A 23,611-nucleotide genomic window follows, 5' to 3' on the forward strand; every position below is an offset into this window, starting at 1 on the left:
GTCCGATCCCCGCATCGTTCCCTCGCCGGCCGCTTTCTCCACGACCGGAGAGAATCACGACCAGCCGGCTGAGCCCAGCCTTTTTCCGCGTCCTGTTAGGGCGGGAGGTGCCGACGGTCATCGTGTCCGGCGACACGGCGCCCGAGCGCATTGCCGAGGTCCGCCGCAGCGGCTTCGAGATCTTGCACAAGCCGGTGCCCCCCGCGGTGTTCCGGGAATCCATCACGCAGATGCTGGCCTGCACGCCGGAGCTACGGAAGTCCTGAACGTGGTTCACGGCAAGACACTTCCGATCCACCTGGATGCTTCCGCATCGCACAGTGGACGGACTCCAGGTTGCTGCGCAGGTGATCGCTGCACCGTCTGGCATTCGGTTCCTCGGTCTGCTCGTCGAGAATGGCGCTTAGCTGGCGCGGGGTGACCGGCCTGTGCAGAACCGCCAGCTACAGGCGGCGTACACCACGGCCGCCGGGGCCATCTCGCCCATCTCAGAGCGGCGCTCGACGGCCGGAACTGCGGTTGGGGCGTCTCCCTGCGCCAACGCGTTCATCACCGCCGCCAAGCGGGTCAACCCCACAGCCGCCCTCGGAGCACGAGGAGCATGGGCTGCGGATCATGACCAAGGCGGCCACCGCAGACTCCGCGGCTTCCAAGGAGGAGCCGCCATGTACAGGATCCATCTTAACGCCCGCACCACGCCGACTGTGCGCGTCGCATACAGCTAACGTCCACGGCCGAAATCGTCCGCTCTCAGACCACCGCGCAACAGCAGCATCACCGGTTCGCCCGCATCCAGGGTAATGACCGGAGCCCGGTCAAGCAGGTCCTTGGCCGCTTTGTCGAGGGGGCGGTCCATGGCGTGGCCGAGGATGCCGCCGATCAGGCTGCCGCCGCCGGTCAACGCCGCCACGCCGGCATCGACCGCCGTGCTGGCCGCTATAAGCAGCCCGGTCTGGAACCACGGCACCTGCACCGACCCGGTCAGCCCGGCCGCACCGGTGGAATCGGCACCCACCGCGGCGACACGCACCGCATCACTGCGCGGCCAGGGGCGGGTGATCACCGGGTTCGCCACCTCGATGCGCTTCTGCCCCTTGCCCACACCGGTGCCGACGTCGAGCGTCACCACCGATCCGGCGGGCACCGCCAGGCAGGAGAAGCCGGCGTCCCACACGTCCTGCGTCACCCGAGCGGTGAGGATGCCGCCGCGCTCGGTCACCACCCGGTTGACGCTCTGCAAGGGGATGGGCGTGCCGGGTGGTACGAAGCATTCCGACCCGACGGCGGAGAAGTCCGACGTGCCGGCCTGTGTGGCGGTCTCGGTGCCCCTGCCCTCCTCCTTGCGGCTCCAGCCGCCCACACCGGCGTCCATCGCCTTCTTGCGCAGTTCGTCCTCCTTGGGAGCGGACTTGGCCTGCGGCCGTGCAGGCGGAGGCGGCGGGTCCTTCTTCTCGAAGCGGGGCGCGGGTGGTGGCGCCGGAGCCGGCTTCGGCGCCATGTCCTCGTAACCCGGCAGCTTCGGCTCGCCGCGCGGCAGTTCAAGGCTGCCCAGCACCTTGGGCATGCCGGAGCTTTGGCTGCGGCCCAGCATATAGGCCGCCAAGCCAAGCCCGATCACAACGGCGCCTGTCAGCAGAATGCGCAGCACATGGGGGCCGGACGTCAGCACCTGATGCCGGGCGAGCGGATCCGCAGGCGGAAGCGGCGGGGTGTCATTGGTCGGGGTCACGGGCGGGTCCTCCGGATGTGCACCTCCTGCGCGCCGAGCGCCAGCAGCAGGTGATCGTGGATGCCGGCGACGCGGTACGTGGCGTTCATGCGGCCGTACTGGACCGGGATGCGGGTGCCGTCGGCGCCGATGCGCCAGAGGATCGGCGCGCCGTAGGCACCGAGCGCGCCGGGCGTGAAGTTGATCACCGTCACCTCGCCGTCGTCGCACACCGGCGGCTGGCCGTCGGCCGTGGGCACCGGCCGCCACTCGGGCGTGTCGCCGTCGAGCGCGTAGGTGCAGCGCCGGTCCCGGTAGGCCAGCTCGGTGGTGCGGTCCCGCCGGTCGCCGGCGACCGTAGCAGAGATGGCCGCCGCCTGCCCGTTGAGTGTCGCCAGATAGTCCTCGGGGTAGCGCCAACGCACCTCGACGTGATGGGTGCGCCTGTGCGTCTCGACGTTAAGGTCGTACTTGCGCTCGTTCGTGAAGATCGAGATCTGCTGGTTGAGGCCGGCGCGGCGTGGCATGAAGGCGATGCACTCGGTGCGTTGCGCGCCCTTGCCGAAGCTGTAGGGCTGGTGGGGAATCCACACTTGGGCGCCGGGGGCGACGATGTCGCGCACCACCTCGCCCGGCTTCAGGCAGACGAGCGTCTGATTCCCCTCGGCCATGTAGACGAGGTACTGCAGGTCGCTCTGGTACCAGTACTCGCAGCTCTTGCCCTTGAAGCAGGTCAGCGTCGGCAGGTCGAGCGCCGCCTCGTTGGCCTGCCCGACCCAGTTGCGCGTCTGAGCGCGCGATGGGCGCGGCGCCGGCTTCTCGCGCCGTTCCTTTTCCATCTGCGTCTGGGGAATGCGCAGGTCGGCCGTCGTGTAGGTCCGGGGCGCCGGGGCCTCCACCGCCGTATCCAACGGTGTCGTGTCGGTGGCGCAGGCGGCCAGAAGCGGCAGCGCCAGCAGGGGAACAGGGAGTCTCATGGCTGGGGTTCCGTCGTCTCGGGCGAGGCATGTGGGATTGGTTTCGAGGAATCCTTCGGCTCCGTCTTCAGAGGCGTGCCGCTGGGCTCGGAGAAGCCGGAGATCGACACGCCGTCCAAGGCACCGTCGCGTGAGGGACCATCCACGGTGACCACGGCGGCGCTCATCAGCGTCTTCGAGCGCGGCTTAAAGTCCCGGTACACCGTCTCCGTCCACACGACGTAGAAGGCGGACATGCCGGTCTTCGGGTCAGCCTCGCGCTCCTGGACACGGACGTCGGCGACGTCGCGCGTCCAGCCCTCGGCGGGGTTGAGGTCGGCCGCCATCACGGCGTCCCACTTGCGCTCGGCGCCGCCAACCAGGCGGGCGCGGGCGGCGGCGCGGTCCCTGGCGAGCACCACCGGGTCGGTGCCGATCTGGCGCTGCCAGCGCACGAACCACGTCACCGCGTTGATCCGGGCGCCCTTGGACACCGTGAGGGTGTTGTCCAGCAGCACGAGGCGCTGGTGGCCATCCATCGCCTGCTCGACGCGGTAGACCGGCTTGTACTGGGCGATCTCGACCAGTTTGCCGGCGATGCGCAGGTTGTCCCAGGTCATGAGCCCGCCCCAGGACAGGCCGAGCACCGCCAGGCCGAAATACCAGCGCTTCAGGCGCAGCGCCTTGGCCTCGCGGCTGGCGCGGTAGGTCATGGCGGCGAGGTATTTGGCACTGTCGGGCACGGCCGCCGCCGGTGGGTCGTAGACGTTGACGACGCGCTCCTTCATCACGCCTCTCCCTCGTTGCGTTTCGGACGGTTGGCGGGGCGGCCGTCGGTGTTGCCCGGCGGGTCGGCGGGGCGGTCCGCCTGCGGGCCGGCGTACCAGGACCGATCGCCGCCCCACTGTTCGATCAGGCGGCTGGCCTGCCCACGCGTCATGTCCGGGTCGTAGGGCCGGCCAGCGGCCAGCCGGTCGAGCTCGCTGCGCTGAGCGGCACTCATCGGCTGGTCCCAGCCGCTGTCGCGTGGCGCCGAGGCCCGCGATCCGCCGAAGCGGCCCGCCGGATAGCGGCGACCGGCCGCGGCGTTGGCGGCAGCGCCGTCGTCACCGGCACCGCTGCCGACCGCCGACAGGGCGCCGGCCGTGGCATACCGCAGACCACCCCAGACCGCCGAAGCGCCCACGGCGAGGCTGCCGGGTGCGCCCGACGTCGCCGCGGCGGCCCCCGCCACCGTGCGCGCACCCAACCAGCCGGCGGTCCAGAGTGCTGCCAGCGCCGTGACGCCGTCCATCACCGGGCCGCCGTTCACCAGACCGGCGGCGGCGCGCGGCGCCTTGATCGCCAGCACGAAGATCGCCGCCGACAGCACCGCCACCCCGAAGGCCTGGGCCAGCGTCGGCGTGCCGGTGAAGGTCAACGCCAGCAGCGTCGTGCCGCACATGGCAATGATGCAGCCGAGCACCAGCAGCTTGAGCGCGGTGGCGGCGATGTAGCCGATGGCGCGCTCGGCGACGAAGCTGGTCGGCCCCAGCACCGCGAAGGGGATCGCCAGGTAGGCGGCCAGCGACAGCAGCCGGTACTCCAGGAAGGCCAGGAACACCTGGATCGCCAGGATGCAGAAGCTGACGATCACCACCAGCGCGGCGAGCAGGAAGAGCACGATCTCGACGAAGTTCAGAAAGAAGTCGATCGGCCCCAGCATCTCCTTGACGCGCAGCATCAGCGGGATCACCGCCTGGATGCCGAGGTGCGCGATGTAACCGGGATCGTCCAGCGAGAAGCCGCCGCCCGGTACGAGGCTGAGGCCCTGCCGGGCCGCCGCCTGCATCAGCGCCGCGGACCCGGCCGGGAACCACTCGACCAGGGCGCCGATGGCGGCGAACTTCAGCAGCATGCGCAGGAAGGGGCCGTGCACCGCCGCCTTGCCCTCGAACAGCCAGAGCAGCAGCGCCAGCGTGTAAGAGAGCATCATCAGCATGCGCAACGCCGCCCGCACGTCCGGCCCGAGCAGGCCCAGGCCGGTGACCACGGCGGCGGTGAGCTGGTGCAGGGCGACCGACAGGGCGCTGACGTCCATGGCCGCTCACCTCCGGTTGGCCGGCAGCGGCACCACGGAGCCGTAGGCCGCGATGCCGCGCCAGGAGGGATCCCGCTCCAGGCGCTCCAGCGTGGAGGCGCCATCGTCGGAGCGGACGTAAAGCACCAGCGCCACGGTGGCGGTGACGGCGACGAGCAGCATCATGCCCAGGGCGAGGAGGATCTGCCGCGGCGTCATGGCTCAGCTCCCCGGCGCGGTGTAGGTGTCGAGGCCGCGCCAGGTGAGGCGCGTATGCTGGCGCGCCCGCTCCACGGCGGCCTGCTCGTAGTCGAGCTGGGCTTCGGCGGCGCGGTAATGCGCGGCCTGCATCATCAGGAGCTGCCCGGCCATCTCGGCGTTCAGCAGCGTCGCCTGGGTGCCGGCGTCGATGGCGCAGGTCTGGCCCTGGCACGCCTTGAGCGCCGCCATGAGATCCCGGGCGCGCGCCGGGTAGTCCTCGACCCCGGTCATCACGTCGGCGGAGACCAGCTTGCTGGCGCGGCTGGCGGCACGGGCGAGGCGTGCCTGCTCGGCCTGATGCTCCGCCAGTGCCGCTGCGCTCATGTCCTCGGGCAGGGCGTCGGGGTAGAGGTCGGCGAACTGCCGGCCGACGCCGTCCAGGCTCCACAGCACGCGCTCGACCATGCCGGCCGCGCGCCGGGCATCGCTAAGCCGTGCGGCCACGGCGCCGCCGGTGTCGGCGCCGGACAGCGCGCGCATGCGCACCATGTTGTCGATCTGGGTGAGCATGTGGGCGGTCTGCGCGATGATCTCGACCTCCTGGCGCTGCACCATCTCCTCGACGATGCGCGGCCGGCTCTCCACGATCGGGCATCCGGCCGCCTTGTTTCCGCCGCCCGTCCCGTTCTCCATCACGCTGGACCCGGCCCCGACGACGGCGCCGGCGGGGCCGCCGGTCACGTACCCGACGACCGCCGACAGCGCGGTGCCGAACAGCCCGTCGCTCTTCTCGGAAAAGCAGCCGCCTCCGCCACCACCGCCGAAGAAGCTGTTGAGCAGCCCGCCCAGAAAGGCATGGGCCGGGGGTGGGCCGGCGGTCAGGCCGACCGTGATGGCGACCGCCGCCGTGGCGGCGCGCAGAGTCCTGATCCTCATAGTGTCTCTCCTTCATAAGGCGTCTCCAGGGTGTCGGCGGCCTCGGTGAGGCCATGGCGGCGCAGCCATTCGGCGGCGAAGCGCGGCGGCCCGACCTCGGCCATCAGCTCGAAGGCACGGCGCTTGTGGGCGGCCCCGCCGCAGCCGCACACGGCGAGCGCCGCCGGATCGAGGGTCAGCTGCCCCAGCCGGCTGCCCTCGGGCGTCTTGAAGAAGACGTCGCGGCGCGGCATGGCGCGGGCGACCTGCCCGGCCTGCGTGGCGTTCAGCCCCCAGTCGCGCAGGATGGAGCGCTTGGCGGCGTTCGGGTCGGCGAGCAGCACCAGGACCTGGATGGTCTTCAGCATCGCCGCGATGGCCGAGCCCTCGATGTCGTCGAGCTGGTGGGTGGCGAGCACCAGCGCCACGTTCTTCTTCGGCCCGCGCCGGCGCAGCTCGTCCAGCTCGGCCGGCTGGTGCTTCAAGGCCTTGAACGCCTCGTCCACCAGGAACAGGGTCGGCCGGCCGTCCTCGAACAGCCGGTAGAAGCGGCGGAACAGCGCCTTGATCACGGGGGCTGCACCCGGGCCGCGGTCGATCAGCGCGCCGATGTCCACCGTGGTCCAGGCGGAGCCGAGGAAGCGGTCCTCCGCCGCATCGACGAGATCGCCGTAGGGACCGCCCCGGCAGTAGGGCTCCAGCGCCACACGGACGGCGTTGTCCTGCACCAGATGGGCGAGGTGCGACAGCGTGCGCTCAGGCACCGGCGAGACGGCCAGCAGGTGCAGCGCCGCGTCCACCGCGTCGCCGGCTTGCGCGCCCGACAGGTTGCCCGGCGCCAGCACGCCCTGGAGGCGCAGCAGGTCCATGACGAAGCCATGGCCCCAGGCGAAGCCGTTTGCCGTGTCCACGTCGGCCAATGGCTGCAAGGCGAGGTCGCCGAGCGCGCCGTCGCCGGAGCCCATGGACAGGAACTCGCCGCCGGCCGCCCACGTGGCGACAAGGCTGGTGCTCTCGGTGGCGTCCACGTCGATCCACACGACGCGCCCGTTCGGAACGCGGGCGAGGAACTGATGCCCCTTGAAGGCGAGCACGGTGGACTTGCCGGTGCGCGGCGGGCCGATCACCAGCGCCGCCCCGTCCTGGCCCTGGTGGATGTCGAGCCTCAGCGGCGTGCCGCCCTCGGCCTCCAGCTGCATCAGCGGATCGCATTTGAGGTGCGGGTTGCGTTGCGGCCCGCCCCAGGCGGAAGAGAGAATCAGGAAATCGGCGAGCTGGACCTGGGTCAGCGGCACCTTGCGGGGATTCGGGCGCACGTGTCCGGGCAACGTGCCGTACCACGCCCGCTCGGCCCCCCAGGTCTCTTCGATGACGGTGAAGCCCAGCGTGCGCAGCGCCTTGACCAGTTCGTCCCGGCGCTCCTCCACCTCCTCCACCGAGCGGCCCCACAGCACGGCGGTGGGCGTCATCCAGCCGGAGCTGGTGCCGGCCTGCTCGGCCTCCAGGCGCGCGGCCTCGGCCTCCAGCGCCTCCATGACGCCGACCGGATCGTGGCGCAGGGCGGCGTAGCCGCCGACGGCGCGCAGCAGCACCGAGCGCCAGTCGTAGGAGGTGTCGTCGTGCTTGCGCCACAGCGCCGAGAAGACGCCGCGCGCCTGGACGTGGTCCATCGCCTCGAAGCGCACCGACCAGCGGAATGGAAACGGCAGCTTGTCGAGGGCGTTGAGCAGGCCGGGATGGCTGGCCCTGGGATAGCCGCCGATGCCGATCACCCGTACGTGCCACGCGGCACCGCCGTTGCTCCAGGCCGGGAACGAGCCGGGGACAAAGCCGACGTCCACGAGGTTGGCCTTGATCGGGAAGCCCGGAATGTCGGGTGCCGCCACGTAGGTCTGGTGAATGGGCGAGACGCAGTTGTGCAGCAGAGTCTGCACGCCGTCGTCGTCCAACATGCGCGCCCACCCGACCGCGCGGCCGAGCAGCGAGGCGAACTGGAGCACGAGCTGACGGAATGGTTCGACGTGATCGCGCATGACGTCCGGCCGGGCGCGTTCCGGCGGGTTGCGGGTGAACCAGGACGCCACGGTGCGCGTGGCCGGCCGGGACGGCGTGTAGGTGATCGCTACGAAGGTGCGCGTGCGCAACTGCCGGCCGGCGGCGTCGAGGCGGTCACGCCTTTCCCGATCGATCAGCTCGGACACCGGATGCGCGCCGGTCGAGCGCGGGTAGCCGTCAGCGGAGCGGCGCTGCATCTCGAAGTGGAAGGTCCAGCCGCCGGTGAAGGGGAACAGCACGTTGCCGGCGGCCAGCGCCGTCTGCATCCGCTCGGCCGGATCCTGGGCGTCCTGGTCGCGCCCGCCGTACTCGACGACGGCCATCAGCGCGCCGTCCTCCTCCAGCAGCACCACGCCGGGCCACACGAAGCAGTCCCACGGCAGGTGCCGGGACAGAGCGTCGAAGCCGTCGTTGAAGGCAGTCAGGTCGAGCATGGAAAGGCGGTCCTCGTTCCGGTCAGCGGGGCGCGCGGTAGGATGAGAGGCGGAGCGAGCGGCCGCGGGTGCGCAGCGCCCGCAGCAGCCACGCCGAGGTGTTCTGGCGGACGATCTCCAGCCACCAGGGATCGCGGCGGGTGAGATACCGCGCCGCCAGAAAGACCAGCAGGAACCCCGCCACCGCTTGGGGGACGGCGCCGAGCGCCAGCCACAGCTCTGCGGCCAGCCAGATGGCGATGGCCAGCAGCTCCATGGGCACGCCGAGCGGCATCTTCGTCGGCCGCACCGAGGTGCGGCGCACCGGCTTCTCCCACCCCTCGGGCAGCGGCGGGGCCTGCATGGCTCACACCCCCGCCAGCGCGACGATGGCGTCGCGCATGCCGTAGGCCGCGGCGCCGGCGACGGTGAAGATGAACACCACCACGCCGGCGATGCGGGAGAACATCGCCGCGATCAGCGCCAGCAGCAGCCCGGCGGTCACCGCAATCGGCACGAAGTTGGCGTCGAACACCGCCTGCCAGGACAGCAGCTCGGCGCCGAGGTTGGCGATCACCTGGGCGTGCGCCGGCAGCGCCGTCCACGCCAGCACCAGCGCCGGGGCGAGCGCCCGGCGCGCCTCACGAAAGCTCCGCATTCCCACCTCCACGATCCTGCGCCGGGGCCACCATGGCGCCCGGCTCCCCGTCCCCGGCCCACACCAGGGGCCGGAGCACGAAGCCCACGGCCGGGTCGAAGCCCTCGACCCGCACGATCTCGTTGACGAAGCGCTTGCCGTTACCGTCGCGGGCGAGGTGCACCACCGCGTGCACCGCCTTGGCGATCCAGCGCATCTGCAGGGCGTCCATCGTGATGCCGCCCAGCCCGACCATCTGCGCAATGCGGTCGAGCGCGTCCCAGGCGGAACCGGCGTGCACGGTGCACAGCCCCGGGTGCCCGGTGGTCCAGCCGACCACCATCTGCCGCGCTTCGGCCCGGCGCACCTCGCCGAGCACCAGGTGCGTCATCGGCACGCGCAGGGCGTTGGCGACCAGCGTCTCCAGGGTGACCGGCGGGTCGGCCCACGGGTCGGCGACCATGGCGTAGGCGTGCGGGCACGGCGGCTCGAACTCATAAGGGTCCTGGAGCACCGCCGGCAGGCCGTCCCGGAAGGCCGGTTCCTCCAGGCAGGCGCGCAGCAGCGTCGTCTTGCCGGTGTCCACGTCGCCAGCGATCACCACCGTGCGGCGCTCCGCGATCAGCCGGCGGAGGATCCGCGCCTGGAGTGTTGTCGCGGCGCCGGAGGCCACCCAGTCGTCGAGCGTGATGCGGCCGCGGTAGGGCTTGCGGATCGAGCAGGCGGGGCCGGTGGTGACCGGTTCGATGTCGGCGTGGATGCGCTCGCCGGTCTCCGGCAGGGTGACGTCGAGCGTCGGGCGGTCGCGGCGCAGCTCTTTGCGCTGAAAGCCGGCGACGTACGCCAGGAGGCGGCGTACTTGGTCGGGGTCGGCCTCGCGCACGAACTCGGGGGACGGTCCGTTCTTCACGACGACACGGCAGCGGCTGGAGCCGCGCAACGGCGGCAGCACCAGGACGTTGGCGACGTCCTCTCGGGTGAGCAGATCGCCGAACAGCTCGTCCATCAGCCGGCGCAAAGCCAGCAGCAGCATCTCGCGCCGCGCCGGTTCGTCGATGACCACCAGTTCGGTCATGCCGCACCCCCGCGACGCCGGCCACGGCGTTCCCATTCATCGAGGATGCTCTTGCGGGTCTCGGCGACGGCCTCGGGGTCGAGCTCGTGGGCGACGTTGAGCATGGCGAGCGCCGTCACCGTCATGTCCTCGATGCGCAGGATCGTCGCCTCGATCTGCTCCTCCTCCACCTTCGCCCGCGCGATGGCCGAGAGGCCGCGGTCGATGACCAGCGTCACGGCGTCGCTGAAATGCGGCAGCCGGTGGCGCTCCTGGACGATCTCGATCTGGCGGGCCAGCGCCGCGGGGATGCGGGCGGAGATGTGGCGAAGCTTGCGCATACCGGTGTCGTCGCTCATGGCATCGGTCCTGCTCAGACGATGGTCCGGCGGCGCGAGGGGCGCACCGGACGTGGATGGTCTCCGGTGGGTGGAAGGGCTTCGCCAAACCAGCGGTTGGCGCCGGCCTTCGGCAGCCAGGCGTTGGCCGGCGGGCCGTAGAGACCCTTCCAGCGCGGATCGGCGTAGGGGTGCAGGCGGGCGCCGCGAATCGGCTTGCCGTAGCCGAAGACGATCAGGTCGCCCTCGCCCATCTCCAGCGCCTCGTGCATCGGCATCACCGGACGCCGGTCCACCCGCACGCCGCGGCTGACGGTGGGGAAGAGGTCGAAGGCCGAGCGGGACGTACTGCGTGTCGGCACCTCCTCGATGGCCTCGCCGACCATGCGGCTGATGCGCTCGGCCTCGTCCGAGGAGTTCGGGCGGAACACCACCAGCCGGCAGTTGGCGGTGAGCCCCTTGCCGTACTGCTCCTCCACCTCCCACAGGCTCTGCGCCAGCAGCAGCAGGCGGATCCCGTACTCGCGCACGTAGCGGATCCACTCCGCCGTCTCGGCCATGCGGAACTGGAGGAACTCGTCCAGCGCGACCAGCAGGCGCCAGCGCCGCGCCCGGCCGTCGTCGGTGCGGTCGCGGTCCACGGTCAGGAAATCGATCATCTGCGTCAGGATCAGCTTGAAGACCCGGCGCAGGCGCCGCGCGTCGAGCGGACGGGCGACGATGTAGAGGGTGACCGGCCGCTCGCCGGCCACGAGGTCGGCGATGGCGAAGTCGCTGGCCGCGGTCTGCGCCTCCAGCACGGCGTCCTCGAACTCGGCCAGCAGCACCGAACAGGTGACGTAGACCGACTTGCGGTAATGCAGGCTCTTGTCGGCCGGGCCGGACTCCCGTCCGTCCTTCTTGGCCTGCGGCTCCCCGGCGTCCGTTTCGGCGACGGCGACGCTCTTGTCCCACAGCTCCTGGGCGGCGCGCTGGGCGGTGGGGTGCACGCCGTCGCGCAGCATCAGTTTCAGCCCCTCGTCGCCGAGCAGGATGTGCCGGCGGGCCCCCGCCAGGGACTTCTCGGAATCCGGCGCGGATGTGAGCAGGTAGACGAAGACGCCGGTGAAATAGGAGAAGGCGGCGTTGCGCCAGTGCCCCTCCTTCTCGCCCTCGGTGAGGATGCGCGCCGCGTGCTGGCAGTCGGGCACCAGGAAGGGCGCCGGGCGCACGGCCATCAGCGGGTTGTAGCGGGGACCACCCTCGCGGGCGAGGTCGAGCACGACGACGTCGCCGAACCGCTCGCGCGCCGCACCGGTGTCGCGCACCAGCGAGCCCTTGAAGTCCCAGACCACCGCGCTCTCGCGCCAGCCCTCGAACAGCGTCGGCACCACGCCGGTGGTCGTCTTGCCGGAGCCGGTCGGCCCGATCATCAGCACCGGCTGCATGGTGCGCTCGCGCAGGAGATGCCGGCCCCAGGCGCCGAGGAAGATGGAGGACTCCGCCGCCATGATCGCCTCCCTCACAGCAGCCCGCTGCGCCGCACGTCGTCGCGGCCGGCCCAGCGGCCGGCGCCGAAGCGCCGCATGCGGCTGCCGGTCAGGTCGAGCCAGATCCGCACGCCCAGGGCGCCGGCGCAGGCCAGCGACACGAGGACGGCGGCGTCGATCATCCAGCGGTGCGCGCTGGCCACCAGCGGCCGCCAGGCGAGGAACTGGCCGGGCAGGTAGAGGACGGCGTCGCCGACGCGCATCCCGCCGAAGACGGGAGGCCAGGAGAACAGCCAGCCCACCAGCTCGGTGATCGCGGACAGGGCGGCGAACCAGACCAGCAGGCAGGCGAGCAGGCGCGTGCGCATGGCGAGGATCCTTCCGACGAGGCCGGCCCGCAGCCAGCCGCGCAAGCCGGGGTCGCAGAACGGAATGCGGTCGGTGAACCCGGCTGTCCGGCCGCCGAACATCGGTGCCAGCCCGCACACCGGGTGGACGCGGAAGACGAAGCGCAGCCACGCGCGCCGGCCGTCCTCCAGGACCACCGGGCGCCACGCGAAGCGGCGTTCGCCGAGAAGGATGGCCGGGAGTCTCACAGCTCGTGCCCTCCCAGCTCGTGCAGGCCGTCGCGCCCGGCCTCGCGGCCGCGCTGCTGCTCGCGCAGGCGCTCCATCTCGTTGAGCTGCCGCTCGTAAGCCTGACGCTCGCGCTCGTTCATCCAGCCGAGCGTACGGGTGGTGACGTCGATGGCGTCGGCGCGGAACCAGTGGGTGACGACGTCGCGCTCGAAAAAGAGGTCGCGGTCGTCCTGCACGCCGCGGATCATGACGTGCAGGTGTTTGTTGCCGTCGGGGTGCGCCATGTCGGGCTTGGTCTCGACCGAGGCCACCCACTCCAGCCGGCCGACACGGCTCTCCCACGCGGCCATCACGTCGCGGCCGTAGGCCACCATGTCGTCGATGCGCTGCCCGTCGTTGGGGCTGACGATGACGTGGAACACCCGGCGGTCGCCGGACCACGCGTCGACGATGTCCTGCCTGTCGATGCCGAGGCGGTCGCGGTCGAACAGCGGGCCGTCCTTGGCGAGATAGTTGGCGAGCACGGCAACGGAGTTCGGGAAGGCGCCGCGGGCCCGGTCGTGGTAGAGCACCTTGACGTTCACCGGCCGGGCGTAGGCGCCGGCCGCCTTGGGCGCGGCGCGCACCTTCACGCGGCGCTCCGGACGGCGGACGTAGGCCCGGGCGAGCGACCGGCCGCGGTCGGCCAGCGCCTTCATCCGCGCCTTGAAGCCATCGTCGGAGGCGATGCCGTCGAAGATCGAGCCGCGCCAGCCCATGCCCGTGCTCCCTGCCCTGGCCGGCGGCCTGCCCTCGGCAGGTGGAACCGGCACCATGCATCCGTTAACCATAAGTCAACATCCCGTTTCATCAAGTATTAAATCGGGTTACGCTTAGCATTTTGCTGGTATTCCGCCTTGTTCACGAAAGCCCGCGTGTGCACGCAAAAAGCCTACGCGCCGCAACACTCTGATGAACGAGCGAACCGGCTATTTATCTTGCTGAAAGGCCCTCTGCTTCTCGCGCGACCGCCACGCAAAAAGCATCCAGTTACTTGCGAAACCGTCCAAACGCCTGTCTTTGCAGCCGATCCTTCGCCATCCTGCGACGCCTCCTCGAGCCCGGCTGGCCGCCCCACCGGATCACCCTCCGGCGACGGCCGGCAGAACCCCGAACACCTCGCCAACGAGCCGCCGAACATCGCCTTCCGCCTGCCCGGCAAGGTCGATCTCGTGCACCAGCAGCCCGGTGCCCCGGCTCAGGGCGAAGCTCATCCGCTCGCGCACCATCGAGGCGGCGACGGGCAGACGCAGGCCGCAGACGGTCACCTCGGCGCCGGGCTCGACGCTCGTGCCGATGGGGGCGCGTGTGAACACCAGGGCGGCGGTCGTCGCCAGTTCCGCCGCCTGCGCCTCGGCGACCAGCTGCATCGTGGCGGCGCAACGCCCCATCGCCGGCCGTTCGGGGCGCGTCGGCAGCAGCACGGTGTCGGCCGCCAGCAGCGCCGAGCGCAGGGCGTCGGCGGAATGGGACGGGGTGTCGATGATCAGATGATCGAGGGTGGCCTGTAGCCCCCAGAGACCGCCGCGCAGCTCCCGGCTGGAGACGCCGATGGTCTGGAACAGCGCCGGCAGGCTGTTGCGCCGGCGTGCTTCGGCCCATTCCAAGGCGCCCGAATGCCCGTCCGCATCGAGCAGCGCCACCCGCTGACCCTGGAGCGCCAGTTCGCCGGCGATCTGCACCGCGAGCGTGGTTCGGCCGGCGCCGCGGGTCTGGTTGAGGAGCGCCACGATCATGACCGCCCGCCCTCCTCCGGGAAGGCACCCTCCAGCAGCTCGCGCAGCAGCACCGCCATGGTCACGCCCTTGCGGAAGGCCGCGATCCTGATCCGCCCGCGCAGCTCTGGCGTGATGTCCACCGTGAGGCGCGCGGTGTAGACGTCCGCCTTGGCCGGGGCCGGCGCGTCGCCGCGGCGCACCCAGGCGTCGGGATCACCGGGGCGCGTCCCGAATCCGATCCGTCCGCCGTTCATGGCGCCGTCTCCAGCACCTCGGCCGCGAGAGCCGCCACCTCGCGGGCGGCCTGTGAGCCGGGCGCCTCCTCCGCCGCCAGCCGGCCGCTGCGCGCGCAACGGGCAAAGACGACGCGCTGCCCCACCGCGCTCGCCAGGGCCGGCGGCACCGCGGCCGCGAGTTCCCGCCGGGCGTCGCGCAGCAGGAGGGTTCGGGCGATGCAGCGGTTGAGGACGAAGCGCGCCTCCAGGCCGGGCTTCCAGCCGCGCGCGTCGTCCAGCAGGCGCAGCAGCTCGGCCGACGCCCAGGCGTCGTAGGGGCTCGGCTGCACCGGGATGAGCACCAGGTCGGACGCCAGCAGCGCCGAGCGGACCAGCCCGGTGACGCGCGGCGGCCCGTCGATGACGACGTGCTCGTAGCCGCGGGCCAGTTCCGGCACCTCGCGGTGCAGCGTCTCGCGCGCCAGTCCGATCACCGGGAAGACGCGCGTCAGCCCTTCCCTGGCCCGCTGCTCGGACCAGTCGAGCGCCGAGCCCTGCGGATCGGCGTCGATCAGCAGGATCCTGGCCCCGGAGCGCGCCAGCTCCCCGGCCAGGTGGGTGGCGAGCGTCGTCTTGCCGACGCCGCCCTTCTGGTTCAGCAGCGCCACGATCATGGCGCCGCTCCCCGGCCTGCGGTGCGCCAGGGGCTTTCCCCGGGTTCTCCACCGCCCACCAGCAAAGAGTCGTTAGACTCTACGTTAGATACGTTAAGGGCGCGAATCCGTGATGTATTCCAGGAGCTTGCAGGCCCTTCGTGCACCTGATGGCACGAGTCCGGTGCACCCGATGGCACGAGCGGATGCACACCCGATAGCACGAGCGGTTTCACCGGCTTATCCCCCGCGTCTGTGGATAGCTTTGGCGGCGCCCGTCGCCTCCGGCGGCCGGGCCGTGCGGCACGAAGCGCAGCAGCTCGCCGCCGTCCGGCCGGCGCTCGACGGCCAGCCGGTAGCCCGGCAGCCGCTGGCGCTGGGCGACGGCCCGCAGGTCGATGGCGAAGTTGGCGAACCGGGCGAGACTGCCCGACTTGGCGTGCAGGTGGCGGAAGTCGAAGGCCCAGCCGTCCGGCTGGCGGCCGGCGTGCTTGCGGGCCAGCCGGTACAGCCAGCGCTCGATGCCGCCGGTCAGGCCGAAGTACTCGCGCTCGATGGTGAGCACGAAGGCGTCGTCGAGGACGCCCTGGTAGAACCAGTCCGGCAGGATCAGCTCCAGCCCCAGCGGCCGGCCTGCGGCGTCGGCGCGCTCCTTCCATTCGTTGATCCAGGAGAAGCGGTGCCGGCGCCGCAGGTCGGGCTGGCGGAGGTTGGTGACCACCGTGGTGGCCTGCAGCCGGTCGAGCGCGGCGCGCAGACGCTGGTAGTCGCGCAGTGAGGTGCCGCGGCCGGTGAAGGTGAGGATCTGGTGCGGCGTCGCGCTGAGCAGGCGCGCGGTGCGCAGGCCCGCGTCGCGCGCCTCGACGAGCTGGCTGGCCGCCCAGATCAGCACGTCGGCGTCCCAGATGGTGGCGATGCCGTGCTCGGCGGTGCCCTCGACGCGCACGCGCACCTCGCCCGCGGCGTAGTCGATGGGCTCGGTGCGCCGGGACTTGGCGAGCGAGAAGAACGGGTGCGCCATCAGGTCCTGCTGGTCGCGCACCGCCATGTCGCCGGGCAGCGCCACGAACAGGTCGAGCTGCATGGGCAGGGCGCCGCTGCGGAGGGATCCGTCCATGGCGCGGCTCACCGGCTCGCCGGCTTGGCCGGCCGCACGGTGCCGGCGCCGGGGTCCGAGGTGGAGGTGCGCAGGCCCTGGTCAGCCCAGTTCCGTAGGTCCTCAAGGGCGTAGACCACCCGGCCGCCGATCTTGCGGTAGCGCGGGCCGGTGCCGTAGACGCGATGTTTCTCCAGGGTCCGGCCGGACAGGCCGAGGAAACGCGCGGCCTCGGGCGTGCGCAGAAAGCGCAGCGGCAGGCCGCCGGTCTTGTCGTCCATTCGCCAGTCTCCGTGTTCCTCAGGGCGCCCGCGGCAAGCAGGGGCGCGTCAGGGAGCACGGTGGCGAAGCGGGAGGGGGGTCAGGGAGGGGAAAGAACCTGCTGGGGAGAGTCCCCCGGCCAAGGCCGGTGAACGCGTTGAAAACGCTCGGCTGCGATGGTGGTCAACCGGAGCCTCAAGGCGATCTTTATAACAATCTTGCCCAGCTGCGAAGCGGAGACGGCGGATGTGCGGGCTGGCGGAATTCCGGGATTCCGGAAACGAGCAAAACCAGATCGGCAGTGCCAGCGCACCACCACCGACAGCCGCGGGTTCCGGGACAGCGCCACTGACCTGCCCCGAGAGGACCAGCCCGAAAACCGGTTCGGCGTTGGAGGCCCTATCCATCCTTTGCCGCAGCCACGAAAAGCCGTAGACTGAGCGGCAAGCCGCGGGGACTTGCCCGCTTCGGCGGGCTGGCAGGTGCAGGCTCGCAGCGCCACATCAAGGGTTCGGAAGGGCGAGGGAGGTTGAAGCGTGCCAACGGCGAGCCTGATCATTCCGGCTGGCGTTGATGTCTCCGCAGACCATGCTGACCTTGATGCCCACATCCGGGCGGACAAAGCGGCGTTGCGCCAACGCTGGTATTCGGATGAGGGGAAGCGGATTCTCGCGGCGTGGCGGAACAGCGGTTACGACCGTGAACGCCTGGACAGCCTTGTTGGCCGCTTCTACGGAAAGCCGGATCTGCGTGGCGTTCCCCTCGCGGGAGCGAACCTGGAGCGCGCGGATCTGCGGGGGATCGAATTGTATGGGGCCGATCTGAGCGGCGCCAATCTGACCGCGGCAAAACTCGATGATTCACACCTGTCCGAAGCGGATCTGCGCGGAACGCGGCTGGCCTGGGCCAGCATGAAAGATACCTTTGTGGACAATGTCGAGTTTGACACGAACACGGATTTTTTGGGGGTCCCGCTCTACCAGATCAACTTCAACCTCGCCGCCCTCCTGCAAGAGCACGCCCGCACTCAACAGCGCATTGCCCATCTTCAGCGTCGGCATCCATGGCTTGCCAAGTGGTTGTGGTTGACCTGCGATTATGGGCGGTCACTGCGGCGATGGCTGGTTTGGGTTGCCGGCGTCATCGTTTTGTTTGGCGCGGCTTACAGCGCTATGCCTGGGGACTTGAAGGAGGCCGACACTTTCTTCGACTGCCTGTACTTTTCCTTCGTGACTTTTTCCACGCTCGGATACGGCGACATATCGCCCATCACCAAGCTTGCCAAGGCCGTGGTCATCTTGGAGGTGTCCATCGGCTACATGATGGGCGGACTGCTTGTTGCAATCCTTGCGAAGCGCTTGCTTGGAGACTGAAACCGCCGTTACGTGCACGTCCTCTGCAGAAGGTCACGGTACCCCCCGTCCATGAGCTGCCGCCCCCGGCGGATCAGGTAACGCACTTGGTCTCGCAGGGGGCTGCTCCGATACCAGTCCGCCTTGACGCGCTCGAAGCCGAACAGCGCCTCAGCGGCATCGCGTGCGCCGGCCCCGTCGAGGTGGGCGTCGAGCGCCTGCAGGACGCGCACCAGCATGCGTGTCTGGTACGGTGTCAGGTCCGTTGCGGCGGATGGGTTCGCCACGGTCTCTTGAAGACGGCGGATCGCCGCCATCTGGGTGTCCAAGTCGGCGTCGAGCGAAACCAGCGCCCGCAGGGGCGTTCCCGGTTTCGGCAGGCGCTTGCCCTCGATCCAGAATCGCCGTTCGTATGGTCCCTCGGCCAGGGCGACGTGGAAGCCGTTCTCGACTTCCAGGATCGCCCGGCGCGACGCCCCCCACCAGGGATCGAAACACGCCGCCGGTCCACTGTGGCGTTTGGGTGCCGGCGACAGCCGGACCAAGCCGGGCAACACGTCCGGCCGCCAGAACACCAGTGTTTCCGCGCCGCTCTTGTCAGGGTCTTCCAGGACTGTGCAACCCCCAGTGACCGGCCGCATCCTCACAGGACGGCCGGCCGTTCTGCCGGGCGGTCGCAACGTGCAATTGGTAGTCCCGGTTGCGTCGGAGGAACTCCCATGCCCAGCAGGAAACGGGCTGGGATAACGCGTACTGGTAGGCGGCCGGATTGCGCCAATCGTTCTTCGCCGTCATGATCGCGCCGCTCGCACGCAGCGTATGGTTGCACACAAACCAAAGGTGTGCGCCTACCCATAAATTGCGAGGCCGCTGAGGACGTAGGACCAGTGCGAGAAAGGCGTACTTCGGCGGAGTCCGCCGATACGCGGATCAGGATTTCCGGAAAACCGCCGATGCGGATCAGAGCGCGGCTTGCCGGAGCAGCTCCCGGTAGCCGGCCTTGCTCATCCATTGCGCCCGCGCCAGATGGGCGGCGTGGCTCTGCCGGGCGCGCTCGGGTTCGCGCAGGGGATCGATGCCCAGCACGATGCGGGCGACCTCGTCGGGATCGGCGCCGTCCGCCTCGGCGTCGAGCAGGCGCAGGTAGGTGACGAGGTGCAGGCGGTCGTAGTCCGTCAGCGTGTCCGACTGCGGCGGCGCGTCGGCGACCGGAGGCTCGAGCTGCGGCTTGGTCATCGGTTGGTTCCCTCCCCTACGTTCCTTCACGCTGCGGAACGCCTCCGGCCAGCATACCAGGATATGCCAACACCGTCCGCGCCTGTGCCGAGGTTGCGCCGGGCCAGCCCGATCGGTCCGCTCCGAATGGGAGATGTATCCCGTGGAGACTGATCCTGCAATCCGGCTCCATTCTGCGGATGGAGGATCTGCCCGAAATCCTGGCCCTGAACGTCCGCCGCCTGCGCCGGGCCAGAGGCATCACGCAGGAGGAGCTGGCGCACCGCGCCAGCATGGACCGGAGCTATCTGGGCGGTATAGAGCGGGCGGAGCACAAGGCGACGGTCACCACCATCGGGCGTCTGGCGACGGCCCTCAAGGTGCTTCCCCGCGATCTTCTGGAACTGCCGCCCAACCACCCCTACCTCTCGCAGCTTGCCGACAATCCGTAATTCCGGAACGGCGGCTTTCCGCCATGTCCTTAAATGCTGTGTGGGGGCTTGGCTCCAACGGCGCATTCGGCGGAGTTTAGCTAAACTTTCCGGCTATTCATCAGCACGCGATGATGGGCGGACGTTGGCGGGCCGAGGGGACCGGCATCCGATCACGCCGGTCCCCGCCGACGCTCAGGCGGCCTGCTGCACCGGCGGCTGGAGCTCATGCAGGTAATCGACGGCGCGCTGGGCGTGTGCCGCGGCGCTGACGATGAAGCGCTTGTCGTTCCTCAGCACCTCCAGCCAGGAGGCGATGTAGGCGGCGTGGTCCTCGCGCACCTCCGGGGTGATGCCGAGGTCGGCGCATAGGAAGGCACTGCCGATCTCCGCCACCAGTTCCTCGGCCGCGTACCCCTCGTCGCCCCAGCGCTTGCGCCCGAGGTCGCGGGCAAGCCGGGACGGGTGCCGGGTCCAATGCACCGTCTCATGGCCGAGCGTGGCGGCAAAGCTCTCGGCGTCGCGGAAGGTCTCGAACGGCGGCATCTGGATGTGGTCCGAACCGATGGCGTAGTAGGCACGCGTTCCGCCGGTGCGGATCTCCGCCCCGGTCGCAGCGAAGAAGCGGTCTGCCGCTTCGATGCGCGCCATGGGCTCCTTCGGCTCGGGAGCCGGGGCGCGGAAGCGGTCGGGCAGGCCATCCACCTGTTCGGCGTTGAACACCGTGTAGCCCTTCAGGAAGCGGATCTCGCGTTCGCTCTCTTCCCCCTCCCCGCTCTGCTCCGGACGGGTGACGGTGCCGGCGTAGACGACCAGCGTGCCGTGCTCGCCCCGGCGCACCTGACCGCCCAATTCCTGCGCCTGCCGGTAGCTCAACCAGAACGGCGAGGCATAGCCGCGCTCCATGGCGGTCATCCACAGCATGACGGTGTTGATGCCGCGGTAGGGCTGGCCGGCGGCGCGGAGCGGCCGGGCGATGCGGCCGGCGGCGTTCCCGGCGTCCCACGGCTTCATCCAGGGGCGCACGCCCTTCTCCAGGTCGGCGACGATGCGCTCGGTGACGCGGGTGTAGACGTCGGTTCGGTCTTGCGTGAGGGTGGCCATGGCGGTCTCTCCGTGTTGGGCTGCCGTGCAGCGCGCTGCTGCTGCACGGTTGCCCGTCGGCGAGACCGGGGTACGAGGGAGGCCCCGCCGGCGGGCGGGGCCGGGCTGCGCGGCCCGCGGGGCTTGCAGCCCCGGCACGGGCCGGGCGGCCCTGCTCCGCCGTAGGCGGCGGGGTCGGCGGGGCGTAGGGGCAGGGCCCCTCGCCTCCCCGCACCGGCGGCGCCGGAGGCGCCGATCCATGGGACCGCGCCAGGGATCGTCACCCGCATGGGCCGAGACGCGCGTCCGCGCGGCTCGGGGGGCGATCAGCCCCTAGAGCCCGGTCCGCCGCGCGGCGGCGGAGGCGCTGGTTCAGCGGAGTAAGAAACGTCGACCGGATTGCGCCGCAGCCATCCGGAATGAAGGCTTCAGATCTCGATCTGGATGCCCAGTTCGACCACGCGGCCGGGGGGAATGCAGAAGTACTCCGATGCGCTGGTCGACGCCTTGGACAGTGTGATGAAGACGATCTCCTGCCAGCGCGGCAGGCCGGTCCGCCGGGTGGGGATCAGCGTCTCACGGCTGACGAAATAGGTGGTGTCCATCGGCTCGAACGGCAGGCCGGGCATGCGGCGTTCGCGCAACGCGGCGGGAACGTCCGGCTCGTCCATGAAGCCGAAACGCACGATCAGCCGGAAGAAGCCGGCCGAGTACGGCGTCAGCTTAAAGCGCTCGGAGGCCGGGACGGTGGGCACATCCTCGATCTCCACCGTCAGCAGCACAACGCGTTCGTGCAGAACCTTGTTGTGCTTCAGGTTGTGCAGCAAGGACGGCGGCAAATCGCGCGCGCTGCTGGTCAGGAACACCGCGGTGCCGGGCACGCGCGGAATGGCGCCGCCCTTCAGGCGCCCCATCAGCGCATCCATGGGGATGGCGTCCTCCGCGAGCTTGTCGCGCAGCTCGGCACGGCCGCGGCGCCACGTGGTCATCAGCAGGAACACGCCGGCCGCCACCGCCAGCGGGAACCATCCACCCTCGAACACCTTCAGCAGATTGGCGCTGAAAAAGGCAGTGTCGATGCCCAGGAACACGATCAGCGCTCCGCCGGCCTGCCACAGCGTCCACTTCCCCAGCCGCCGCGCCACCTTGTAGGCGAGCAGCGTGGTCGCCACCATGGTGCCGGTCACCGCGATGCCGTAGGCGGCGGCAAGATTGCTCGAGGTCTTGAAGCCCAGCACCAGCGCCGCCACCCCGGCCAGCAGCAGCCAGTTGACCGCCGGCAGGTAGATCTGGCCGATCTCGTGCGCCGAGGTGTGGCGGATCTCCATGCGCGGCAGGTAGCGCAGATGGATGGCCTGCCGCGTCATCGAGAAGGCGCCGGAGATCACCGCCTGGCTGGCGATGATGGTGGCCGCCGCCGCCAGCGCCACCATCGGGTACAGCGCCCAGTCCGGCGCCAGGTGGAAGAACGGGTTCTCGATGGTGGACGGATCGCTCAGCAGCAGCGCGCCCTGGCCGAAGTAGTTGATCAGCAACCCCGGCAGCACGATGCCGTACCACGCCATCTGGATCGGCCGCCGGCCGAAGTGCCCCATGTCGGCGTACAGCGCCTCGCCACCGGTGACCGCCAGCACCACCGCGCCCAGCAGCACGAAGCCGAGCGTCCCGTGCTCGGCCAGCGTGCGGAGCGCATGGATCGGCAGCAGCGCCTCCAGGACCCGCGGCTCCCGGACGATCTGCGCGACGCCGAGCAGCGCCAGCACGGCGAACCAGACGACCATGATCGGCCCGAACAGGGCGCCGACGCGCGCGGTGCCGTGGCGCTGCACGACAAAGAGCATCACCAGGATGGCCAGCGTGATCGGGATGACGTATTTCTCGAACACCGGCGTGGCGACGGTCAGACCCTCGATGGCGCTCAGCACCGAGATGGCCGGGGTGATGATGCTGTCGCCGTAGAACAGGGCGGCGCCGATGAGGCCGGTCGCCATCACCGCCATGGTCCGGCGGTGCCCCGGCCGCATGCCGCGCAGCGCCAGCGCGGTGAGCGCCAGGATGCCGCCCTCACCCTGGTTGTCGGCGCGCATGACGAAGGTGACGTACTTGAGCGTCACCACCAGCATCAGCGACCAGAAGATCAGCGACAGCACGCCCAGCACCGTGTCGTGCTGCACCGGCAGCCCGCTCTGCACGAAGCATTCGCGCAGCGTGTAGAGCGGGCTGGTGCCGATGTCGCCGTACACCACGCCGAGCGCGCCGAGCGTCAGCGCGCGCAGCTTTGCCGTCCCGGCCGGAGTGGGGATGCTGGCTTCGGTCATTGGTTCGCCCGCCTTGCGCCTGTTCACCTGTCGTGCCGCCACCGGCAACGACGGCGCCCCATTATGCGCCTGCAAAACGAAACACAAGACAAAATGTTCAGCGCGACCGAACGCGATCTGCGTCGCATATATGCCGCATATATTTCCGGCACCCGAAAAGAGCATGGAACTTGTGCGGATGGATGCTCAAGCTCGTTGCGGCGTGTCGCAGAGGCGGCGCTGATGGCGTGCGCATATGTGGTCCGTATATTCTTCGATGCGATCAATCCTCATGGCTTTTATACGCAGAACTGCCCTCTTCTATGGGGGCCGGCACGGTCCTGAGGGGGCATGCGCCCTCTCCGGGGGCCGGCGGCGCTGGCCGCGAGGATCGCATGCTGTGGAAAACGGAACGGGCCGTGGCCGAAGAGCTCATGAACGCGCCTTCGGCCGCGGAAGGACTGGATGGGCCCCCGTTGGACGAGGTGTACCCGACGCCCGAGGAGGTCTTTCACGAGGTGGCCGTGACGCTCGCCACCGCGTTGACGCTCGCCCTGATCGTGACCCTGGTGCTGGACGCCCTGGGCCTCTGATCGCAGCGGACTTTATCCGGATTAAGGCGGGTTCGGCCTCACGCTGCCAAACTCTCCCCATCGGCAAATGGCGTGCTTCGGAGACCAATCATGTTCGACATCGTCGCACTGGCGATCACGCTGGCGTTCTTCGCCGGGGCGATCGCCTACGTCCATGCCTGCGACCGGCTGTAGGGAGGGCGCCATGGTCCTCGACCACGTCCTCGGCGGCCTCGTGACGGCCGGCCTGCTGGCGTACCTGGTGTACGCGCTGATCCATCCCGAACGGTTCTGAG

The 23,611-nt window shown here is 70.1% G+C and carries 27 protein-coding genes and 1 pseudogene; 4 read left to right on the forward strand and 24 right to left on the reverse strand.

Features of this window, described 5'->3' with window-relative positions:
* A pseudogene (locus J2851_RS13515) lies at window positions 1-266 on the forward strand (hypothetical protein); the annotation flags it as partial.
* A gap of 455 nt (window positions 267-721) precedes the next feature.
* Here J2851_RS13515 and J2851_RS36545 read toward each other — a convergent pair.
* The 19 genes from J2851_RS36545 to J2851_RS13610 form a co-directional block, all read right to left on the reverse strand.
* Window positions 722-1,729 (reverse strand): TrbI/VirB10 family protein, encoded by a 1,008-nt coding sequence (locus J2851_RS36545; protein ID WP_209766815.1) that lies wholly within the window; start codon window positions 1,727-1,729, stop codon window positions 722-724.
* Entirely contained in the window at window positions 1,726-2,685 is a 960-nt protein-coding gene (locus J2851_RS13525; protein ID WP_209766816.1) for a TrbG/VirB9 family P-type conjugative transfer protein, read from the reverse strand. The genes J2851_RS36545 and J2851_RS13525 overlap by 4 nt, the downstream gene beginning before the upstream one ends.
* Window positions 2,682-3,452 carry a hypothetical protein gene (locus J2851_RS13530; protein WP_209766817.1) on the reverse strand — a complete coding sequence of 257 codons (771 nt, stop codon included), beginning with the start codon at window positions 3,450-3,452 and terminating at the stop codon, window positions 2,682-2,684. The genes J2851_RS13525 and J2851_RS13530 overlap by 4 nt, the downstream gene beginning before the upstream one ends.
* A complete protein-coding gene (locus tag J2851_RS13535) occupies window positions 3,452-4,744 on the reverse strand; it encodes a type IV secretion system protein (protein ID WP_209766818.1) in 1,293 nt (430 codons plus the stop codon). The genes J2851_RS13530 and J2851_RS13535 overlap by 1 nt, the downstream gene beginning before the upstream one ends.
* A 6-nt stretch (window positions 4,745-4,750) precedes the next feature.
* Window positions 4,751-4,942, reverse strand: coding sequence for a hypothetical protein (locus tag J2851_RS13540; protein ID WP_209766819.1), 192 nt, complete (start codon window positions 4,940-4,942; stop codon window positions 4,751-4,753).
* Between the two features lie 3 nt (window positions 4,943-4,945).
* Complete coding sequence (locus J2851_RS13545) at window positions 4,946-5,860, reverse strand: TrbJ/VirB5 family protein (protein ID WP_209766820.1); 915 nt, start codon at window positions 5,858-5,860, stop codon at window positions 4,946-4,948.
* Window positions 5,857-8,328, reverse strand: a complete 2,472-nt coding sequence (locus J2851_RS13550) for a conjugal transfer protein TrbE (RefSeq protein WP_209766821.1) — start codon at window positions 8,326-8,328, stop codon at window positions 5,857-5,859. The genes J2851_RS13545 and J2851_RS13550 overlap by 4 nt, the downstream gene beginning before the upstream one ends.
* 22 nt (window positions 8,329-8,350) lie before the next feature.
* Window positions 8,351-8,671 carry a VirB3 family type IV secretion system protein gene (locus tag J2851_RS13555; RefSeq protein WP_209766822.1) on the reverse strand — a complete coding sequence of 107 codons (321 nt, stop codon included), beginning with the start codon at window positions 8,669-8,671 and terminating at the stop codon, window positions 8,351-8,353.
* Between the two features lie 3 nt (window positions 8,672-8,674).
* On the reverse strand, window positions 8,675-8,965 hold the full coding sequence (locus tag J2851_RS13560; protein WP_209766823.1) for a hypothetical protein: 291 nt from the start codon (window positions 8,963-8,965) through the stop codon (window positions 8,675-8,677).
* A complete protein-coding gene (locus J2851_RS13565; protein ID WP_209766824.1) occupies window positions 8,949-10,019 on the reverse strand; it encodes a CpaF/VirB11 family protein in 1,071 nt (356 codons plus the stop codon). Before J2851_RS13565 ends, J2851_RS13560 begins: the two co-directional genes overlap by 17 nt.
* Window positions 10,016-10,357 (reverse strand): hypothetical protein, encoded by a 342-nt coding sequence (locus tag J2851_RS13570; RefSeq protein ID WP_209766825.1) that lies wholly within the window; start codon window positions 10,355-10,357, stop codon window positions 10,016-10,018. Before J2851_RS13570 ends, J2851_RS13565 begins: the two co-directional genes overlap by 4 nt.
* A gap of 14 nt (window positions 10,358-10,371) precedes the next feature.
* Entirely contained in the window at window positions 10,372-11,826 is a 1,455-nt protein-coding gene (locus tag J2851_RS13575) for a type IV secretory system conjugative DNA transfer family protein (RefSeq protein WP_209766826.1), read from the reverse strand.
* Window positions 11,827-11,837: 11 nt separating this feature from the next.
* Entirely contained in the window at window positions 11,838-12,401 is a 564-nt protein-coding gene (locus J2851_RS13580; RefSeq protein ID WP_209766827.1) for a hypothetical protein, read from the reverse strand.
* Window positions 12,398-13,141 carry a hypothetical protein gene (locus J2851_RS13585; protein ID WP_209766828.1) on the reverse strand — a complete coding sequence of 248 codons (744 nt, stop codon included), beginning with the start codon at window positions 13,139-13,141 and terminating at the stop codon, window positions 12,398-12,400. Before J2851_RS13585 ends, J2851_RS13580 begins: the two co-directional genes overlap by 4 nt.
* Window positions 13,142-13,504: 363 nt before the next feature.
* Window positions 13,505-14,158: a nucleotide-binding protein gene (locus J2851_RS13590; RefSeq protein ID WP_209766829.1), complete on the reverse strand. Its 654-nt coding sequence runs from the start codon at window positions 14,156-14,158 to the stop codon at window positions 13,505-13,507.
* On the reverse strand, window positions 14,155-14,394 hold the full coding sequence (locus J2851_RS13595) for a chromosome partitioning protein ParB (RefSeq protein ID WP_209766830.1): 240 nt from the start codon (window positions 14,392-14,394) through the stop codon (window positions 14,155-14,157). Before J2851_RS13595 ends, J2851_RS13590 begins: the two co-directional genes overlap by 4 nt.
* Window positions 14,391-15,029, reverse strand: a complete 639-nt coding sequence (gene parA / locus J2851_RS13600; protein ID WP_209766831.1) for a ParA family partition ATPase — start codon at window positions 15,027-15,029, stop codon at window positions 14,391-14,393. Before parA ends, J2851_RS13595 begins: the two co-directional genes overlap by 4 nt.
* A gap of 211 nt (window positions 15,030-15,240) precedes the next feature.
* A complete protein-coding gene (locus tag J2851_RS13605; protein WP_209766832.1) occupies window positions 15,241-16,125 on the reverse strand; it encodes a replication initiator protein A in 885 nt (294 codons plus the stop codon).
* 8 nt (window positions 16,126-16,133) lie between these two features.
* Window positions 16,134-16,385, reverse strand: a complete 252-nt coding sequence (locus J2851_RS13610) for a helix-turn-helix transcriptional regulator (protein WP_209766833.1) — start codon at window positions 16,383-16,385, stop codon at window positions 16,134-16,136.
* A gap of 516 nt (window positions 16,386-16,901) precedes the next feature.
* On the opposite strand from J2851_RS13610, the gene J2851_RS13615 reads away from it, so the two are divergent.
* Window positions 16,902-17,738, forward strand: a complete 837-nt coding sequence (locus tag J2851_RS13615) for a pentapeptide repeat-containing protein (protein ID WP_209766834.1) — start codon at window positions 16,902-16,904, stop codon at window positions 17,736-17,738.
* A gap of 8 nt (window positions 17,739-17,746) precedes the next feature.
* Here the strand turns inward: J2851_RS13615 and J2851_RS13620 are convergent, their stop codons facing one another.
* From J2851_RS13620 to J2851_RS13625, 3 genes are all read right to left on the reverse strand, one after another.
* Window positions 17,747-18,292 carry a DUF2285 domain-containing protein gene (locus J2851_RS13620; protein WP_307419536.1) on the reverse strand — a complete coding sequence of 182 codons (546 nt, stop codon included), beginning with the start codon at window positions 18,290-18,292 and terminating at the stop codon, window positions 17,747-17,749.
* Between the two features lie 22 nt (window positions 18,293-18,314).
* A complete protein-coding gene (locus J2851_RS35755; protein ID WP_246500642.1) occupies window positions 18,315-18,512 on the reverse strand; it encodes a transcriptional regulator domain-containing protein in 198 nt (65 codons plus the stop codon).
* A 165-nt stretch (window positions 18,513-18,677) separates the two neighbouring features.
* Window positions 18,678-18,953 carry a DNA -binding domain-containing protein gene (locus tag J2851_RS13625; protein WP_209766836.1) on the reverse strand — a complete coding sequence of 92 codons (276 nt, stop codon included), beginning with the start codon at window positions 18,951-18,953 and terminating at the stop codon, window positions 18,678-18,680.
* A 179-nt stretch (window positions 18,954-19,132) separates the two neighbouring features.
* Here J2851_RS13625 and J2851_RS13630 point away from each other — a divergent pair, with 179 nt between their 5' ends.
* On the forward strand, window positions 19,133-19,384 hold the full coding sequence (locus tag J2851_RS13630; protein WP_209766837.1) for a helix-turn-helix domain-containing protein: 252 nt from the start codon (window positions 19,133-19,135) through the stop codon (window positions 19,382-19,384).
* 174 nt (window positions 19,385-19,558) lie between these two features.
* Here J2851_RS13630 and J2851_RS13635 read toward each other — a convergent pair whose 3' ends face one another.
* On the reverse strand, window positions 19,559-20,467 hold the full coding sequence (locus J2851_RS13635) for an ArdC family protein (RefSeq protein ID WP_209766838.1): 909 nt from the start codon (window positions 20,465-20,467) through the stop codon (window positions 19,559-19,561).
* A gap of 407 nt (window positions 20,468-20,874) precedes the next feature.
* Window positions 20,875-22,764, reverse strand: a complete 1,890-nt coding sequence (locus J2851_RS13640; RefSeq protein WP_209766839.1) for a potassium transporter Kup — start codon at window positions 22,762-22,764, stop codon at window positions 20,875-20,877.
* Between the two features lie 756 nt (window positions 22,765-23,520).
* Between J2851_RS13640 and kdpF the strand changes: the two genes are divergently transcribed.
* A complete protein-coding gene (kdpF, locus tag J2851_RS13645; RefSeq protein ID WP_209766840.1) occupies window positions 23,521-23,610 on the forward strand; it encodes a K(+)-transporting ATPase subunit F in 90 nt (29 codons plus the stop codon).
* Window position 23,611: the final 1 nt, after the last annotated feature.

It is taken from the genome of Azospirillum rugosum, assembly GCF_017876155.1.
Lineage (GTDB): Bacteria > Pseudomonadota > Alphaproteobacteria > Azospirillales > Azospirillaceae > Azospirillum > Azospirillum rugosum.